This window comes from Vibrio sp. SG41-7 (genome assembly GCF_014164465.1).
GTDB lineage: Bacteria > Pseudomonadota > Gammaproteobacteria > Enterobacterales > Vibrionaceae > Vibrio > Vibrio splendidus.
In genome coordinates this window covers 1-209 of sequence record NZ_JACJFF010000486.1, presented here as the reverse complement: position 1 = coordinate 209, position 209 = coordinate 1, and the positions used below count along the sequence as shown (strand labels likewise).

Sequence of the window (209 nt, the reverse complement as noted above, 5' to 3'; positions counted from 1 at the left end):
GGGAATAATGAAATGGACCCACCCTTCTAAACGGCGTCGCAATGCGCCAAGATGAATATTAAACACAATCATCTAACTGAGGGTAGGTCCATATGAAAACTATAACGATCGGATTAGATATAGCCAAGAACATTTTCCATGCTGTACATATGACATCACATGGAAAAATCCTTAAAAAAAAGAAACTCAATCGTACAGCAGTTCTTTCT

At 37.8% G+C, this 209-nt stretch carries 1 pseudogene; it reads left to right on the top strand.

The annotated features are described in order from the left end of the window. Nucleotides 1-92: 92 nt before the first annotated feature. Nucleotides 93-209: pseudogene (locus H5300_RS28290) on the top strand (IS110 family transposase); the annotation flags it as partial.